Annotated in this window: 5 protein-coding genes and 2 pseudogenes; 4 read left to right on the forward strand and 3 right to left on the reverse strand. The window is 69.6% G+C overall.

What is annotated here, in order from left to right; genetic code table 11:
* Window positions 1-8 precede the first annotated feature (8 nt).
* Both NS4_RS33380 and NS4_RS33385 read right to left on the reverse strand, forming a co-directional pair.
* Window positions 9-215 (reverse strand): hypothetical protein, encoded by a 207-nt coding sequence (locus tag NS4_RS33380; protein WP_245665376.1) that lies wholly within the window; start codon window positions 213-215, stop codon window positions 9-11.
* Between the two features lie 90 nt (window positions 216-305).
* Window positions 306-842 (reverse strand): hypothetical protein, encoded by a 537-nt coding sequence (locus NS4_RS33385; RefSeq protein WP_245665378.1) that lies wholly within the window; start codon window positions 840-842, stop codon window positions 306-308.
* Window positions 843-1,033: 191 nt separating this feature from the next.
* On the opposite strand from NS4_RS33385, the gene NS4_RS14045 reads away from it, so the two are divergent.
* The 4 genes and pseudogenes from NS4_RS14045 to NS4_RS14065 all read left to right on the forward strand — a co-directional run bounded on the left by NS4_RS14045 (window position 1,034) and on the right by NS4_RS14065 (window position 5,658).
* A complete protein-coding gene (locus NS4_RS14045) occupies window positions 1,034-1,282 on the forward strand; it encodes a hypothetical protein (protein ID WP_063059945.1) in 249 nt (82 codons plus the stop codon).
* A gap of 26 nt (window positions 1,283-1,308) precedes the next feature.
* Window positions 1,309-1,767 carry a hypothetical protein gene (locus NS4_RS14050; RefSeq protein ID WP_063059946.1) on the forward strand — a complete coding sequence of 153 codons (459 nt, stop codon included), beginning with the start codon at window positions 1,309-1,311 and terminating at the stop codon, window positions 1,765-1,767.
* Between the two features lie 47 nt (window positions 1,768-1,814).
* Window positions 1,815-3,509 (forward strand): annotated as a pseudogene (gene dhaL / locus NS4_RS33990) (dihydroxyacetone kinase subunit DhaL).
* Between the two features lie 118 nt (window positions 3,510-3,627).
* Window positions 3,628-5,658 (forward strand): NADPH-dependent 2,4-dienoyl-CoA reductase, encoded by a 2,031-nt coding sequence (locus NS4_RS14065; RefSeq protein ID WP_063059949.1) that lies wholly within the window; start codon window positions 3,628-3,630, stop codon window positions 5,656-5,658.
* Window positions 5,659-5,750: 92 nt separating this feature from the next.
* Here NS4_RS14065 and NS4_RS14070 read toward each other — a convergent pair.
* Window positions 5,751-16,661 (reverse strand): annotated as a pseudogene (locus NS4_RS14070) (type I polyketide synthase); the annotation flags it as partial.
* Window positions 16,662-16,695 lie beyond the last annotated feature (34 nt).

A 16,695-nucleotide genomic window follows, 5' to 3' on the forward strand; every position in this document is an offset into this window, starting at 1 on the left:
CCGTCGGCTCATTCCCGGGAGGTGAACGGCCCCGCGACGATCCGGCTCCCGGTGATCGACAGGTCGGCATCGAAGCTGCATTCGATCACCGCGCTGGTGAACCGGGCCGATCGCTCGTAGATCTCGGATACGTGGCCGGTAAGCCAATGCGCGATGCCCAGGGATCCGACGCCCGTCACCCCGGCGATATGGACGATGACCCGGCCGTCGGCCACCTGCCGGGCGAGATAGCCGATATCGATCCGGTTCGTGCTGTCGGCACGGAACGGAGAGCCGTACCGACGCCCGGAAGCTCTGTCGACGAGCTACCAGGTGTTGTCGATGTTCTCGAAACGCAGGGCCTTGTCGGCGGCGAGCAGGCGCCGCGCCACCGGGGCCGCCTCCGGCTCGCAGATCACCACGGCGTCACCGGCCGGGACATCCTCGGTGTCGGGCTCGATCTCGAATCGCGTGGACGCCAACGACAGGCGAGTAAGGTCGATCTCGACCTGCTGCTGGGTGTGCTGATAACTCACGTCGAAGTGCATATGTTCGCGCGTGTCCTCGTTTTCGGCCGGCCGGGGAATCCCGACCGCTACCGGGCCGACACCGAAGAACGCGCGTTCGGCCGGCGGAGCGCTCGTCCTGATCTGGCTGATCCGGCCTTTCGTCACCCCGAGCAACTTCGCGACCTCGGTGAAACTGAGACCGGCCCGATGCGCTTCCTCGATCGCCTCTTTGCGGAGCCGCGCCAGCTCGATGGCTCGCTGCTGGTACAGCGTGATCAGTTCGGTGGCCCGCTGACCACGGCGCACCGGGTCCGGATCGCTACGGACCTCGTCGAACTCGCCGGCTCCATCCACACCGTGGAGTTTAGAGGCGCTTGACAGCAAACCCGCAGCGGCCGTAAGGTCGTGTTTATACCCCCTCAACTTCGACGGGTCTCGCGGGATCCTGTGTTTATGAGGGGTAAACGCTCGTTCTGAACAAGCTCCGCTTTTCCGGCCCGAGATAGACGTCCGTGTTCAAATCATCGAACTTGCGAGGTCAGACCATGCCCGAACAGCGTCCGCCGCTGCCCATCCGGACCACCAACCGAGCCATGGCCGCAACTCTGCGGCTGTGGCAGGTCACCCGATGCACAGACCCCACAATCCTGGAACGGGTCGCCAACGGACTGCGTGAGCTACCCGACGAGCACCCGCCCAACCATCACGCATCCGGCGCCCTTCCGGCCGAGCGACACCCCGGCGCGCCTGCACCGCACCGGGTTCGGCGGTACCCGGACGCCCCCGACGCCTGACCATTTCCCAGCGCAGAAAGACGGATATGCCACAGTTCGGCGAACCGGTGTGCGGGTGCCGCATCGCGCCCTGGATCCACACCGGAATGCTCGTACCGAAATCCTCCCCCGGCCTCTACTACTGTCCGGAGAAGTTGTACTGCCTGCACGGCACCCGGCTCGAGAACGGCCGCATCGCGAACCATTGGCGCAACGTGCCGGGCGAATGTCCCTGGACAGGAATCGAAGTCCTCGACAGACCGATATGCGAGTGCGGGCGCGGACCCTGGATCAACCTCCGGTACCTGCGAATCTTCCTCCGCGAAAACCTCATCGGACCCGTCACCGCCCTCAGCTGTCCGGGCCTGTGCCCGGGGACCCTGGTATCGGTCGACAACGAACGAATAGTCGATCATCGGCGCGACCACCGCACCCGGTGCCCCTGGTCCGGCACGCGGATCATCCCCATCGGCACTCCCCCGCCGCTGTTCCCGCCGACCCGCTGAAGCGCCGGTAACTAGTATCGGTCGACAGTCGATCGAAGGAGAACGACATCGTGCGCCGTCAGATCCGCAACCAGCCCGAGGCCGCGCCCGAGGAGGCACTCGAGGGACTCTCGCTCACCCATCCGACACTCATCCGCTACGACCGCACGCGCGGCATCGTCACCCGGGCCACCCCGGCCCGCGACAAGGTCGGCCTCGTCTCCGGCGGCGGATCCGGCCACGAACCCTTACACGCCGGCTTCGTCGGTTACGGCATGCTCGACGTGGCCGTACCCGGCGCGGTGTTCGCCAGCCCCACCGCACTGCAGGTGCACGAGGGCACCGTGGCCGCCGACTCCGGCCGGGGTGTCGTGCAGATCGTGAAGAACTACACCGGCGACGTCCTCAACTTCCAGATCGCCGGCGAACTGGCCGGTGACGACAATGCCGTCGCGACCGAAATCGTGCTCGTCGACGACGACCTGGCCACCCAGAGCACCGACGACGACGGCCCGGGCCGCCGCGGCACCGCGGCGGTGCTCGCGGTCGAGAAGCTCTGCGGCGCGAGCGCGGAGGCCGGAGCCGACCTGCCCACGGTCGCCGGGATCGGCCGTCGCGTCGCGCGCAACGCCCGCACGCTCGGCTTCGCGCTCGGCGCCGGTACGCACCCCGGCGAAACCGCCCCGGCGTTCACGCTCGAACCCGGCGAAGTCGAACTGGGTGTCGGCATCCACGGCGAACGCGGCACCGGCCGGGTCCCGTTCGCCGACGCCGATACGCTGGTAGCGCTGCTGGTCGACCCGCTGGTCGCCGAACTCGAACTCGCTCGCGGATCCGCGGTGATCGCCATCGTCAACGGTCTCGGCGGCGCCTACCCCATCGAACTGTCCATCGCGGCGCGCGCGGTACACCGGCAACTCGCCGGACGCGGTATCACCGTCGCCCGCTCACTGGCCGGTAGCTATGTCACCTCGCTCGATATGGTCGGGGTCTCGCTCACCCTGCTGCCCGCCGACACCGATCTGCTTCCGCTCTGGGACGCGCCCGTGCGCACCCCCGCCCTGACCTGGTGAAGGAGCCTGCTCATGAACAACGAAGCACTACCCGCGGGATTCGGGCAGCGTTGGGTGCACACCATGTTCGACGCCTTCCTCGACCGCACCGAAGCACTCGCCGATCTCGACCGCCGCGCCGGTGACGGCGATTTCGGCGCCAATATCGCCGCCGCCCTGCGCCGCGCCCGCGAGAACATCGACACCGCACCCCCCACCACCTACACGGACTGGCTGACCGCGGTATCCCGCGGATTCCTGGGCACCGGCGGCACCAGCGGACCCCTGTTCGGCATGTTCTTCCGCGAACTCGCCCGCTGCGCAACCGATTCCGAACCCACCCTGGCGGAGTTCTCCCAGGGCCTGACCGCCGGTGTGGCCACCGTGCAGCGATACGGGAAGGCCGAAGTCGGGCACAAGACCATGGTCGACGCGCTCGCACCGGCCGCCGAAACCCTCGCCGCCCGCGTCGCCGACAGCAACCCCGCCGCGGCCCTCACCGCCACCGCCGAGGCCGCCGTGACGGGCGCGTCGGCCACCGTATCCCTGGTGGCCAAACGCGGCCGGGCCAGCTACGTCGGCGAGGTGGCACGCGGCGTGCTCGACCCGGGTGCGGCCGCCGCCGCCCTGATCCTGCAGGCCGCCGCCGCGGCCTGCGAAGAGCCGCCGGGCGATATCGATACCGGGTGGCTCGGCAGCGCGACCGCATGAACCATCCGAACGACAGGACTCGGTACCGGAGTCGGGTCATGAGGCCGGAGGTTTGGGCCGAAACGAGACCTGGCGGCCATCCGTTGCGGCAAGATCGCCCCGTCAGTAAGTTCACTCCATGAGCTCCACCTTCCCGCATTTGCTGTCGCCGCTGCAGCTGCGCCATATCACGCTACGCAATCGCGTGGTGATGGGTTCGATGCACACCGGTCTCGAAGACCGGCCCTGGCATACCGATCGGCTGGCCGCTTTTTTCGCCGAACGCGCGCGCGGCGGCGTAGGTCTCATCGTCACCGGGGGCTACGCACCCAATCGGGAAGCACTGATCTCACCGTTCTCGTGCTCGATGCTCACCGAGGCCGACGCCGTGCGGCATCGCGTCATCACCGACGCCGTCCACGAGGCGGGCGGGAAGATCGCGATGCAGATCCTGCACACAGGACGTGATTCGAACACTCCGAACAATGTCGCACCGTCGGTGATCGCCTCGCCGTTCAGCGCCTTCGAACCGCGGGAATTGTCCGACGCCGAGGTCGAATCGACCATCGATGCCCATGTGCACTGCGCCCGGCTGGCCGAATCGGCCGGGTACGACGGTATCGAGCTGATCGGCGGCGAGGGATTCCTCATCAATCAATTCCTCGCCCCGCTGACCAACAAGCGCACTGACCGGTGGGGAAGCACGCCGGCCGGGCGGCGCCGGTTCCCGGTGGAAATCGTCGCCCGGACCCGCGCCGCACTGGGTGACGAATTCCTGATCATGTTCCGCATGTCGCTGGCCGACTTCATGGAGGACGGGCAGACCTTCGAGGAGATCATCGCCCTGGCTCGGGAGCTGGAAGCGGCGGGAGTGGACATCATCAACACCGATATCGGGTGGCACGAATCCCGGGTGCCCACGATCGCCACCTCCGTGCCCCGGGCGGCTTTCGTCGGATTCACCGCGAAAATCAAGCAGCATGTGAGCGTTCCGGTATGCGCGGCGAATCGGATCAATATGCCCGAAATCGCCGAAGAGATCCTCGAGCGTGGTGACGCCGATCTCGTCGCGCTCGCGCGCCCGATGCTCGCCGACCCGGAGTGGGTGCGAAAAACAGCCGAATCCCGGGTCGACGAGATCAACACCTGCATCGCCTGCAACCAGGCCTGTCTGGACCACACTTTCACCGGAGAGCTGGTGTCGTGCCTGGTGAATCCGCGCGCCGGCCGGGAGACGATCCTGCAGCTGCTACCCACCCGGCAGACCAAGAAGGTCGCGGTGGTCGGGTCCGGCCCGGCCGGTTTGTCGGCCGCGATCGGCCTGGCCGAACGAGGGCACCGGGTAGAGCTGTTCGAGGCGACGGATCGAATAGGCGGTCAATTCGACCTGGCCAGGCGTATTCCCGGCAAAGAGGAGTTCGACGAGTCGATCCGATACTTCCGGCGCAAACTGGAAGTCCTCGATGTGTCGTTGCGATTGAACACCGAGGTCACGGCCGAACAACTCGCCGAGGGTGATTGGGACGAGGTGGTGGTGGCCACCGGAGTACGTCCCCGCGTGCCCGATATCGCCGGTATCGACCACCCGATGGTGCTCTCCTATCCGGAACTGATCCGCGGCGAACGCAGCGCCGGCCGACGGGTGGCCGTGATCGGCGCGGGCGGAATCGGATTCGACGTCGGCGAACTGCTCACCGTGGCGGGCAGCAGCGCGCTCGATCTGGCCGAGTGGCAGCGGGAGTGGGGGGTCACCTACGACGAGCAGGCTCCGGGCCAGCTGACCACACGCGCCTGGTCCCCGGCGGTTCGTGAAGTGACGCTGCTGAAGCGTAAACCCGGTCCGTTCGGAACCACGCTGGGTAAGACCACGGGATGGATCCACCGCACCAGGCTGGAGGCCAGGGGGGTCCAGCAGATCGCCGGGGCCAACTACGAACTGATCGACGACCGCGGTCTGCACATCAGTTTCGGGCCGAACCACGAAGGCAGGCGCCTGCTCGAGGTCGACAATGTCGTGATCTGCGCCGGCCAGGAATCAGTACGCGACCTGGTGGATCCACTCAGCGCGCGTGGGCTGCGGTGGCATGTCATCGGTGGCGCCGACGAGGCCAAGGAACTGGACGCCAAACGCGCGATCGAACAAGGCACCCAACTGGCGGCCGAGCTGTGAACGCGGCGGTCGCGATCTGAGCGATCCGCTACGGATCGCACGACGATATCCCGGCCGCCGACTTCGCCGACCGGGATATCGCGGCGGCCGAGCTAGTCTCTCAATTCTCGATCGAGCAACGCGAAGAGCTCGTCCGCGCTGGCGTCCGCCACCTCCGTGTGGGCGGGGGCCGTCGACGACTCCGGCTCGATCGTCGCCTCGTCGAGCATCGCCCGGATCCGGGCAGCCAAACGCTGCTTGTCCTGCGGCGACCGGATGGTGGTGAACATCGCGCGCACCGCCGCGAGCTGATCGTCGACAACCGAGGTCAGCGCGGTCTCCTCCCACCGCTGCCGTATCAGCTTCGCTACCGCCGCGGCGGTCGGGTAGTTGAATATCAAGGTGGCGGGCAACTTCATGCCGGAGGCCTCGGACAACCGGTTGCGGAGTTCGACACCGCCCAGCGAATCGAATCCCAGGCTCTTGAACGGAGTATCCGGCTCGATGGCGGCCGCCGACGGGTAACCCAGTACCGCCGCCGCCTGCTCCCGGACGAGTTCGAGTACCAGCGCGTCCCGCTCGTCTTCGGTGGCTGCGGCCAGCCGCCGGGCCAGTCCGCCACCGGACACACCGCTATCGGACCGGCGTGGACGCGCGGGCACGAGACCGCTGAGCACCTCGGCCAGCAGCCCCGCCCGGGATTGCGCGACCAGGGTGGGCCGGTCGAACCGGGCGCCCACGGCCACCGGCTCCCCGGCCAGCAGAGCGGCATCGAACAGCGCCGTCCCGATGCTGTCGCCGAGCACCTCGATGCCCATCCGTTCCAACCGCGCCACGGCCGACCGGTCGAGCTCGCCGGTCATCCCGATGTCCGGAGTCCAGGGACCCCACGCCACCGATACCGCGGGCAGTCCCTCGGCACGCCGGGCCCGGGCCAGCGCGTCGAGCACCGAGTTCGCCGCGGCGTAGTTGCTCTGCCCGGGTGAGCCCATCGCGGCGGCCAGCGACGAGAAGACGACGAAGGCCCGGAGGTCGTGCCCGCGGGTGAGCTCGTCGAGGATCAGCGCGCCATCGACTTTCGGGGCCAGGACACGGTCGATCTGTTCGGTGGTCAGCGTTTCGATCGTGCCGTCGTCGAGCACACCCGCCGAGTGGATCACCCCCGTCAAGGGATGCGCGCGATCGATCGAGTCCAGTAACGCCGCCATACCGTCGCGGTCGGTGACATCGCAGGCCGCCACCCGCACGCGCGCGCCCAACGCGGACAATTCCGAGACCAGTTCCGCGACACCGGCGGCCGCCGCACCACGGCGGGATACCAGCAGCAGGTGTTCGACACCGTGCACGGTGACAAGATGCCGGGCCGTCACCGTTCCCAGGCCGGTGGTGCCGCCGGTGATCAGCACCGTGCCGGCCCCGAAAACCCCACCCGGTACCGGCGCCGTGGCGGCGCCGGCGCCCTGGACCACCCGGGGGACGAACATCCGCGAGCCGCGTACCGCCAGATCGGCCCGGTCGGCCGCCAGCGCGGTGTGTATCAGGTCGAGACTCAGCTCGTCGTCGTGGTCCAGCAGGATGATCCGGCCCGGGTGCTCGGATTGCGCGCTGCGGACCAGCCCCGCCACCGCGGCGGCCGCCAGATCCACCGGCTCGCCGTCGACACCGGTCGCCCGCCGGGTCGCCACGACCAGGCGGGCCTCGTCGGGAAGGTCCACGGCCAGCCAGGACCGTACCGTGTGCCACGCGGCATGCACCGCCGCCCGGACGATTCCGGCGCGATCTCGCGCCGATCCCGTCGGCCCCCCGCGCGCGTCCGGCTCGTCGGCGACCAGCGGATCCGGTCCCGGCGACCACACCACCAGATCCGGAACGCGCTCGCCGATCGCGAGTTCGGCCGGTTCGCGGTGATGCCGGTCGATACCGGGGACCGGCACTGCGCCCACGCTCGCGATCTCGCGTACCTCCGGTGATGCCGGCGACTGCGGAAGTTCGGAGCCGACCCAGCGCAGGTCCAGCACCGGTGTGGGCCGGGCAGCGCCGGCCTCGATCAGCTCGGCCGCGCCGACGGGCCGGGAGGCCACGGCGTCGATGGTGAGCACCACCGCACCGGCGTCGTCGGCTACGTCGATGCCGACCTGACCGTCGCCGAGGGCGACCGCACGCACCCGCGCCGCCTGCGCACCGGTGCGCCACAGCCGCACACCGGTGAAGGTGAACGGCAACGGCAGCCGACCGGGTGGCAGATCACCGAGCAGCCCGGTGATGGCCACGTGCAGGCAGCTGTCCAGCAGGGCGGGATGAACACCGAAACCGGTCGAGGAACCGACCGCGGTGTCGTCGAGCGAGATCTCGGCGAAGGTGTGTTCACCCCGGGTCCACGAGGCGGTCACGCCCTGGAAGGCCGGTCCGTAGTCGAAACCGGCCTCCGCCAGCCGGTCGTAGATCGACTCCTCCCCCGATGGCCGGGCACCGGCGGGCGGCCAGCTCTGCTCGTTCCAGTTCGGCGCGGACTCGTCACCGAGGGCCAGGACCCCGCGCGCGTGTGTCGTCCAGGGGCTCTCCTGGGCGGTCTGCGAGCCCGGGTGTGGACGGGAGTAGATCGTGAACGCCCGGCGGCCTTCTTCGTCCGGCCGGTCGACCCCGACCTGCACTTCGATATCGTCGCCGGCGGCGATCGACAGCGGAGCCTCCAGCAGGAGTTCCTCGACGGTGTCCAGCTGCAGGTGTACGCCGACAGTGCACGCCAGCTCCACGAACGCCGCCCCGGGCAGCAATACCGAACCGAAGACCGCGTGATCGGCGATCCACGGATGGGTCCGCAGCGAGAAGCGGCCGGTGAACAGCCATTCGTCCCGGCCCGCGAGCGGCGACCCGGTGGTGAGCAGTGGATGACCGAACGAGCCGCCCGCCCGCTCCACCCCCGGCGACAGCCAGTACCGGTGATGCTGGAAAGCGTAGGCGGGCAGAGTTACCCGCTCGACCGGGCGCCCGCCGAACAGCCGATGCCAGCGCACCGGTATTCCCGCCGTATGCGCGCGGCCCAGCGCGGCGACGAAGCCGGCTATCTCGTCGGTCGATCGCCGGGAGGACGCCACCACCGTCGATACCGCCGCGATCTCCGGGCGCTCGGCCAGGCTCTCCTCGATCATGGTGGTCAGCGCGGCGTCCGGGCCGACCTCGACGAACCTGCGTACTCCCGAGTCGATCAGCAGGTCCACGCCGGGTGCGAATCGCACACAACTTCGCACATGCCGCACCCAGTAGCCCGGATCGCACACCTCTTCGGTGACACGGGTGGCCGACACATTGGACACTATCGGGATCGACGGGGCCCGATAGGTCAAGCTCTGGGCCACCGCGCGGAACTCGTCCAGAATCGGTTCCATCACCACCGAATGCGACGCGTGCGAAATCCGCAGAACGGTGTTCTGCACACCGTCGGCCGTCAACTGCTGCCGAAGCAGGTCGACCGCGTCGGCGAAGCCGGAGAACACCACCGAACGGGGACCGTTCACCGTTCCCACCGAGACCCGGTCCTCGTGGCCCGCCAAGTATCGGCCCGCCTCCGCCTCCGAGACGGCCGCCGCCAGCATCGCCCCACCCGATGGCGCCGACCCCATCAACCGGCCTCGCGCCGCAACCAGCAGGCACGCGTCCGCCAGCGACCACACCCCGGCCACATACGCCGCCACCAGCTCGCCCAGCGAATGCCCCGCCACCACATCGGGCTCCACACCGAACGATTCCAGCAACCGGAACATCGCCACCTCGAAAGCGAACAACGCCGGCTGCATCCAATCCATGCGGTCCAGCAGACCGTCCGGATCGGTGAACATCACGGTGCGCAACGACCCGTCCAGCTGCCGATCGAACTCCGCGCACACCTCGTCCAGCGCTACGGCGAACACCGGGAACGCCCGCGACAACTCGGCACCCATACCCACTCGTTGCGCACCACCGCCGGTGAACAGAAAAGCGGTGGAACCCGAGGTGACCTGGCCGTCGACGACAGCCGGCGACGGAGCGGCCGAGGCGAGCGCGGCCAATCCGGCCAGCAATCCCTCCCGGTCGCCGCCGACCACGACACCGCGCCGATCGAACGAGGTCCGGGTATCCAGCAACGACCGGCCCAGTGTCGCGGCATCCACCTCGGGATGCGCGGTCCACCACGCCCGTATCCGGTTCGCCTGCGCGCGTAGCGCGGGCACCGATTTCGCCGAGACGATCAGCGGCACCACCTCGGCGGCCGGGACCGGCTCGCCGCCGGCCGGGACGGCCGGTCCGGGTGACGCCTGCGGCGCTTCCTCCAGGATCACATGGGCGTTGGTTCCGCTGATACCGAACGAGGACACTCCCGCGCGGCGGACGGCGCCGCCGGTCGGCCACGGTTGGGGCGCGGTGAGCACCTCGACCGCCCCGGCCGACCAATCGACATGAGGGGACAGTTCCTCGGCGTGCAACGACTTCGGCAACGTCTCGTGCCGCAACGCCTGCACCATCTTGATGACACCACCGACGCCGGACGCGGCCTGGGTGTGGCCGATATTGGATTTGAGCGACCCCACCCGCAGCGGCTCCCGCGACCGATCCCGGCCGTACACGGCCATCAGCGCGTGCGCCTCGATCGGGTCACCCAGCGCGGTGCCGGTGCCGTGCGCCTCCACCGCGTCCACATCACCGGGGTCCAGACCCGCGTCGGCCAGCGCAGCGGTGATCACCCGCTCCTGCGACGGCCCGTTCGGTGCGGTCAAACCGTTGCTCGCCCCGTCCTGGTTGACGGCGCTGCCACGGATCACCGCCAGTACGTCGTGACCCAGCCGGCGGGCATCCGACAACCGTTCCACCACCAGTACGGCGGCACCCTCGCCCCAGGACACCCCGTCGGCCGCGGCCGAGAACGGTTTGCACCGCCCGTCCCGGGCCAGGCCGCGCTGCCGGGAGAATTCCACGAACGGCAGCGGTGTAGCCATGACGGTGGCGCCACCGACCAGCGACAGTGACGTCTCGCCCTGCCGCAACGCCCGGCACGCGAGGTGCAGCGCCACCAGCGACGACGAGCACGCCGTATCCACCGTGAGGGCCGGCCCTTCCAGACCCAGCGTGTACGCCACCCGGCCGGACACCACACTGCCCGCGCCCCCGGTGCCGATATAGCCTTCGGCGTCCGCGCCCGCGCGCCGGGCGAGCACCTCGTAGTCCTGGTACATCACGCCGGTGTAGACACTGGAATCGGAACCCCGCAGCGAGGCCGGGTCTATCCCCGCGTGTTCGAGTGCCTCCCAGGACACTTCCAGCAGCAACCGTTGTTGCGGGTCCATCGCCACCGCTTCCCGCGGTGCGATATCGAAGAACGCGGCGTCGAACCCGGTCACATCATCGAGGAAGCCGCCCCGGCCCGAGTACGAGGTGCCCGGATGGTCCGGCTCCGGATGGATCAGACCGTCCAGGTCCCAGCCCCGGTCGACCGGGAACTCGCCGATGGCGTCGGTGCCGGAACTCACCAGATCCCACAGTTCGTCGGCCGAGGAAACCCCGCCCGGATACCGGCAGGCCATACCGACGATCGCGATCGGTTCGTCGGCCTCGGTCCGGCGTTCGGCCCGGCGGACCCGGGTGGTCCCCCCCTCGAGCTGCGTGCGCAGGTACCGGGCGGTCGCCGTGGCGGTCGGGTGATCGAAGACCAGTATCGAGGGCAGCTGCAGGCCGGTGGCCTTGTTCAGCCGGTTCCGGAATTCGATCGCGCCGAGTGAATCGAAACCCAGGTCGCTGAAGGGCTTCTCGGGGTCGATCGACGCCCCGGAGGGATGTCCGAGCACCTCGGCCACCTGATCGCGGACGAAACCCACCAGGATCTCCTCGTGTGTGTCCGCTGGGGCGGCGGCCAGCCGGCGGGCCAGGCCCGCGCTGTCGCCGTCCATGCCCCCGGCGCGGCGTGGTGGCGCTGCCGGGGCCAGTGCTCGTAGTAGATCGGGTAGTACCCCGGCACGGGACTGGATCGACAACGCCGGGATATCGAAGTTCACCGCGACGAGGGACGCCGGACCTCCGGCAAGGTCGAGCAACGCCAGACCGTCGGCTTCGGCCAGCGGCCGGAAACCCAGACGCGCGAGCCGGTCGACCGCCGCCGCGGCCAGCTCGGCGGTCATGCCGCTGTCCTGATTCCACGGCCCCCACGCCACGGACACCGCGGGCATGCCGGTATTCCTGCGCCGGCGCGCCAAGGCGTCCAGTACCGAATTCGCGGCCGCGTAATTGCCCTGCCCCGCCGAGCCGAGCACCCCGGCGACCGACGAGAACATCACGAACGCGGCGAGGTCGGCGCCGGCGGTGAGCTCATGCAGATTCAGTGCTCCGTCGACCTTCGGTGCGAGTACCCGGTCGACCTGGGCCGCGGTGAGAGTCCCGATCGTGGCGTCGTCCAGGACGCCGGCGGCGTGCACGACCCCGGTCAACGGGGGTCCGCCGGCCAGTGCGCCGAGCATGGCCCGCACCGCGTCGCGGTCGGCGATATCACAGGCCACCACCTTGGGCCGTGCCCCCAGCTCGGTCAGTTCGGCGAGAAGTTCACCGACGCGCTCGCCACGTTCACCGCGCCGGGACACCAGCACCAGGTCGCGGACGCCATGAGTCGTGGCCAGATGCCGCGCCACCAGCGCCCCGAGACCATTGGTGCCACCGGTGATCAGCACCGCGCCGGTCCCGAAAGTGAGCGCGGTGTCTTCACCGGTGCCGAGGCGGGTCAGCCGGGGCACCAGCAGCGACCCGGCCCGGACCGCCAGCTCCGACTCGCCGGTGTCCAGCACCGCCGAAACCAGATCGCCGGTCACCTCGGCGGTATCGCTGTCCAGGAGCACGATCCGGCCCGGATTCTCCGACTGCGCGCTGCGCACCAGACCCCGGATCCCCGCGGCAGCCAGGTCCGGATCCTCACCCGGTAATCCGGCCCCGTTACGGGTCACGACGACCAGCCGGGACTCTTCGGCCACCTGTGCGGTCGGCTGATTCAGCCATCCACGCACGGTCGCCAGTGCCGTGTGCACCGCCCGGTGCACCGCGTCGGCGGCCTGTGCGTCCGGTGATTCGGCCGGCTCGTCGGCGAACCACACCACGACAGTGGCGGCGGAGCCGCTCGCCTCGGATGTCGCGGATTCGATGGCCACGGCCCGGGCCCAGGCGGTCATCTCCGGCTGGATTTCGTCGAAACCGGTCGCGCCCGGCCGGCCCAGCGCGACGAGCCGGCGTTCACCCGCCGATCCGCGCTGCGGTGCATCCGCTAAGACCCAGTCGATTTCGTAACGCGCGTCGCGGATATCGGAGGTCGCGCCGGTCAACGCTTCGCGGTCGATCGGGCGCACCTGCAGCGATTCGATCAGGGCCACCGGGTCACCGGAGTCGTCGCGCAGCTCGACCCGGACACTGCCGGAACCGTTGGCGCGGATCCGTGCCTGCACCGCCGCCGCACCCGGACGGTACAACCGCACACCGTTGAACGAGAAGGGCAGCGGGAGCCGACCGGTCGGCACATCAGCGCCCAGGACATCACCGGCCGCGTGCAGCGCCGCGTCCAGCAGTGCCGGATGCAGACCGAAACCGGCAGCATCCGCACTCACCGCAGCCGGTAACAGCACGTCGGCCAGCACATCGTCCCCGGCCCGGACGGTGCGGCGCACACCCTGGAACGCCGGTCCGTAATCGAACCCCTGAGTGAGCAATCGGTCGTAGAGCACGTCGGCCGCGGCCGCGTCGCCATCGTCCAGCAGGCCGTCGAACCGGCCGGTGGGCACTACGTCGGCGGCCGCGCCGGGGGCGAAGACACCGCGCGCGTGCGTGGTCGCGCCGGCGGCACCGGCGGGGTCGTCCGCCGGCCGGGAGGCCACCAGGAAGCGGCGCCGGCCGTCGGCGTCGGCCCCTTCCACGCTGATCTGGATATCGACCTCGTCGCGGTCGGTCAGGCGCAACGGTGCCTCGAGGACCAGTTCTTCGAGGACCTCCACACCCAGCCGGGCACCGGCCGCCAGCGCCAGCTCCACGAAACCCGTCCCGGGCAGCAGCACCGTGCCGAAGACGACGTGATCGGCGATCCACGCCTGCGATGCCACCGACAACCGGCCGGTGAACAACCACTCGTCCCGGCCCGCCAATGCGACGGCCGCGCCCAGCATGGGGTGGTCGACAGCCATCAGACCGGCTCGGCGCACGTCACCCGATCCGTCGGTGGGCGTCAGCCAATACCGCTTCCGCTGAAAGGCATAGGTCGGCAACGGAACCCGGCGGGGCGAGCGGCCGGCGAACAACCGGCCCCAGTCCACCCGCGACCCGGCCGTATACGCGCTACCGAGGAAGGTGAGGAACTGCGCTGCCTCGTCGACACCGCGCCGCCCGGCCGCGAGCACCACCGAACGCGCCTCGACCTCGGGGTCGGCGGCCACACAGTCCCGCGCCATCGCCGACAGCACCGCATCCGGGGCGATCTCGACGAACCGGCGCGCACCCGCGCCGATCGCGGCCTCGATCCCCGGCGCGAAACGCACACTCGCCCGGACCTGACGCACCCAGTACTCCGGGTCGGTCAGCACCGGCCCGTCCACCACCGCACCGGTCACATCGGACACGATCGGGATGACCGGCGCCCGGTAGCTCAAACCGGCCGCTACCGCGCCGAATTCGGCCAGCATCGGTTCCACCCGTGCCGAATGGAACGCATGGCTCACCCGCAACCGGGTGGTCTTGGCCCCGCGCTCGCGTAACTCGTGCTCGACTTCCTGTACCGCGTCCGCGTCACCGGAGAGCACCACCGACGCAGGGCCGTTGACCGCCGCCACCGACAACCTGCCCGGATACCCGGCCAGTAACTCGGCTGCCGCGGTCTCGGTGATCGCGGCGGCCAGCATCGCCCCGCCCGCCGGCAGCGCACCCATCAGCCGGCCCCGCGCCGCGACCAGGGCGCACGCGTCGGACAAGGTCCACACACCCGCCACATACGCCGCGACCAGCTCACCGACGGAATGCCCCACCAGGATGTCCGGGGAGAGGCCGAACGACTCGACCAACCGGTACAACGCCACCTCGAACGCGAACAACGCGGGCTGGGTGAACTCGGTGCGATCCAGCAGCTCGCCCGCATCGGCCCGGAACATCAGCTCGCGCAGCGACCTGCCCAGCAATGGGTCGAAGACAGCGCACACCTCGTCCAGCGCCGCCGCGAACACCGGGAAGGCGGCGTACAACCCGGCACCCATGCCCGCCCGCTGGGCGCCCTGCCCGGCGAACAAGAAGGCGGTTCCGCCCGACCCCACTCGCCCGGACACCACGCCCGTCCCCGGCGCACCTTCGGCCAGGGCGGCCAGCCCCGCCGCCAGTTCGGCGTGATCCCGGCCCACGACAGCCGCCCGCCACTCCAGCTGTGCCCGGGTCGTACACAGCGAATACGCGGTATCCCAGACATCCGCGGTATCGACCGCTCCGGCCGTGCCCGGACTCAGCAGCGCACGCAACCGGTCGGCCTGGGCCCGCAAAGCCGCCTCGGAACCGGCCGACACCAGCAACGGAACGTACGCGCTGTCGACCCGGTCCCCGATCTCCGCCGCGATTCCGGCCGCCGGCGGAGCTCCCTCGGCAGACCCGGCGACCGTCGTCTCACCGGGCTCCGGCGCCTCCTCCAGCACGACGTGCGCATTGGTGCCACTGGCTCCGAACGAGGACACACCCGCCCGGCGGGGCCGCTCCCCCGTGCGCGGCCACGGCTCATTGTCCTCGAGCAGTCGCACCGTCCCGGCCGACCAATCCACCAACGGGGTGGGTTCGTCCACATGCAGCGTCTTCGGCAGCGTGCCGTGCCGCATGGCCTGCACCATCTTGATCACACCGCCGACCCCGGCGGCGGCCGAGGTGTGGCCGATATTGGATTTGAGCGAACCCAGCCGCAACGGGGTCTCCACCGGCCGCGCGCCGTACACACCGATCAGCGCCCGCGCCTCGATCGGGTCACCGAGTTTCGTACCCGTCCCATGTGCTTCGACCGCGTCGATATCCGTGGGATGCACACCGGCGTTGGCCAACGCCCGCCGGATGACCTCCTCCTGCGACAGCCCGTTCGGCGCGGTCAGCCCATTGCTCGCGCCGTCCTGATTGATCGCGCTACCACGCACCACCGCGAGAACCGGGTGGCCCGACCGCCGCGCGTCCGACAACCGCGCGAGTACCAGTACACCCAGCCCCTCGGCGAAACCGGTCCCCTCGGCCGCCGCGGCGAACGCCCTACACCGGCCGTCGGGCGACAGCGCGCGCTGACGCGCGAAGGCGATCAGCAGCGATGGATCCGACATCACCGTGACCCCACCGGCCAGCGCCAGCGAGGTCTCACCCTGCCGTAGCGCCTGGCAGGCCAGATGCAGGGCGACCAGCGAGGACGAGCACGCCGTGTCCACCGAGATCGCCGGTCCCTTGAAGCCGAGGGTGTAGGCGACCCGGCCCGAGAGCACACTGTTGGACACACCCAGATAGACGTGGCCCTCGGTCTCGGCCGTGATATTCGCCGAGCCGACCCGGGGCCCGTAGTCCTGGTGCGCGACCCCGGCGAACACACTGGTATCGCTGTCGCGCAGCGAAATCGGATCTATTCCGGCGTCCTCCAGCGCCTCCCACGATGCCTCCAGCAACAACCGCTGCTGCGGGTCCATCGCGGCGGCCTCACGCGGGCCGATGCCGAAGAACTCCGCGTCGAAACCGGCGATATCGTCGACGAAGCCACCCTGGCGTGTGTAGATCGTGCCCGGCACACCCGGGTCGGGATCGAACAACCGGTCGAGATCCCAGCCCCGGTCCCTCGGATAGTCCCCGACCGCGTCCGCACCCTCCACCACAACCCGCCACAGATCGTCGGGCGAGGCGACACCACCCGGGTACCGGCAGGCCATCCCGATGATCGCGATCGGTTCACGCGATCGGTCGGTGACCTCGCGCAGTTGCTGTTTTGTGTCGTAGAGCTCTTTGGCGGTCTTCTTGAGATACCGGCGAAGCTCGTCGTTGTCGGCCATCGGTGGGCTCCTGATCGTGCCA

It is taken from the genome of Nocardia sienata NBRC 100364, from assembly GCF_001613205.1.
GTDB lineage: Bacteria > Actinomycetota > Actinomycetes > Mycobacteriales > Mycobacteriaceae > Nocardia > Nocardia sienata.

Bases quoted from the DNA above. Each gene is read 5' to 3' on its own strand.
- NS4_RS14045 (WP_063059945.1), top strand. From the start codon at position 1,034: ATGCCCGAACAGCGTCCGCCGCTGCCCATCCGGACCACCAACCGAGCC.
- NS4_RS14050 (WP_063059946.1), top strand. From the start codon at position 1,309: ATGCCACAGTTCGGCGAACCGGTGTGCGGGTGCCGCATCGCGCCCTGG.
- NS4_RS14065 (WP_063059949.1), top strand. From the start codon at position 3,628: ATGAGCTCCACCTTCCCGCATTTGCTGTCGCCGCTGCAGCTGCGCCAT.